The sequence below is a fragment of the Corynebacterium sp. genome (genome assembly GCF_012838985.1).
Taxonomy (GTDB): Bacteria; Actinomycetota; Actinomycetes; order Mycobacteriales; family Mycobacteriaceae; genus Corynebacterium.
Genome location: NZ_DUOE01000055.1, coordinates 1 through 1503, shown reverse-complemented (window position 1 = coordinate 1503; position 1503 = coordinate 1). Strand labels below are relative to the sequence as shown.

The 1503-nt window shown below is 67.2% G+C and carries 2 protein-coding genes and 1 pseudogene; 1 reads left to right on the top strand and 2 read right to left on the bottom strand.

The features are described from left to right. Nucleotides 1–507: Clp protease N-terminal domain-containing protein (locus tag GXZ33_RS03375; RefSeq protein WP_291339433.1), on the bottom strand; the 507-nt coding region annotated here is incomplete at its 3' end. 225 nt (nucleotides 508–732) lie between these two features. Between GXZ33_RS03375 and GXZ33_RS03370 the strand changes: the two genes are divergently transcribed. After that, nucleotides 733–1233, top strand: a complete 501-nt coding sequence (locus GXZ33_RS03370) for a CAP domain-containing protein (RefSeq protein ID WP_291339432.1) — start codon at nucleotides 733–735, stop codon at nucleotides 1231–1233. A 72-nt stretch (nucleotides 1234–1305) separates the two neighbouring features. Here the strand turns inward: GXZ33_RS03370 and GXZ33_RS03365 are convergent. Continuing rightward, nucleotides 1306–1503: pseudogene (locus tag GXZ33_RS03365) on the bottom strand (MFS transporter); the annotation flags it as partial.

The following is a 1503-nucleotide window of genomic DNA, read 5'->3' as shown; positions in this document are numbered from 1 at the left end:
GCGTGCCGCACCGGCGCCGACGGGGCCGCCGGACTCCGGGGCGCTCTCCGGGGAGCCGCCCTGGCCGCCCTCGTAACCGGAGAGCAGCTGGATGACCTGCTGACGCACGCGCGGCAGGTCGGCGCCGAGCTTCACCAGGACCTGGGCTGCGACGCCCTCACCCTCACGGATGAGGCCGAGCAGCAGGAACTCGGTGCCGATGTACTTGTGGCCCATCTGGAGGCCCTCCCGCAGGGAGAGCTCGAGGACCTTCTTGGCGCGCGGGGTGAAGGGGATGTGGCCGGTGTGGGGCTGGGTGCCCTGACCGATGATCTCCTCCACCTCCTGGCGCACGGCGTCCAGGGAGATGCCCATCGACTCGAGCGCCTTGGCGGCGACACCCTCGCCCTCATGGATAAGGCCGAGGAGGATGTGCTCGGTGCCGATGTAATTGTGATTGAGCAGCCGTGCTTCCTCCTGCGCCAGGACGATGACGCGGCGCGCACGGTCTGTGAACCGTTCGAACATGTGCTTACCCCTTAACCTTTGTGTCTAACTTGTCCCCCACTCTAACGCTCACGACCACCCCTCTATTTGCACTCTCCCCGCGAGGGTGCCAGGTCCGTGGGGTTCCTGCAGGTCAGGGCAATGTACGCCTTTAGCGAACAACCCGGAATCCCACTGTGCGGCGCGCCACCGCGCGTCCCGTTATCATTCTGTTAACATCGCCGAAACGCCTAACGAGGAGTATTCATGTCGCGTACCCGCAATATCGCCGTCGTCGCACTCTCCGCGTCGCTGGCCATGTCCGCTCTGCCCGCCGTCGCCACAGCCAACCCGCTCGCCGGTTCTTCGCAGAGCCCCTACGCCGCCCTGGCCGACCATTCCGGCATCCAGGCCGCGCTTCTGCACGAGACCAACGTCTACCGCGCGTCCCGCGGCCTGGCTCCGCTGTCGGGCCACCACATGCTCGACAACGTGGCCCAGTCCTGGTCGGAGACGATGGCGAGCCAGCGTCACCTGCGCCACAACCCGTCCTACGTCAACCACTACCCGTCGTCGTGGCGCAAGGCCGCTGAGAACGTGGGCACCTTCAACCAGTCCGTCGCAGCGCGTGACATGCTGCAGGCGTGGCTGAACTCCCCGTCGCACCGTCGCAACGTGGAGAACCCGGACTTCACGCACGTGGGCGTGGGCTGGGCCACCAGTTCCGACGGCTCGGTGTACGCCACCCAGAACTTCGCCGCCCTCTAGGGGAGGCACCCAGCAGTTGAGGCCTCCGGGAATTCCCGGAGGCCTCTTTTTTCTCCGGTGGGCCCGGAGGGACTAGAAGGCCTGGCCCTCCTCCTGCTGTTCCTCAGCCACCTTGGACACGAAGGGGCTGGCCAGCAGCACGAGGACGGCCATGACGCCGGCGACGATGAAGGCGGTGTGGGAACCGTCGGCCGTCGCCTGCGCCAGGTCCGCTCCCCCGGCGGCCGCAGCCTGGGTACCGAAGGACAGGGCGGCGATGAGGATCGCCGT

Excerpts from the sequence above, each read along its gene's own strand:
- GXZ33_RS03370 (WP_291339432.1), top strand. The coding sequence starts at position 733 with ATGTCGCGTACCCGCAATATCGCCGTCGTCGCACTCTCCGCGTCGCTG.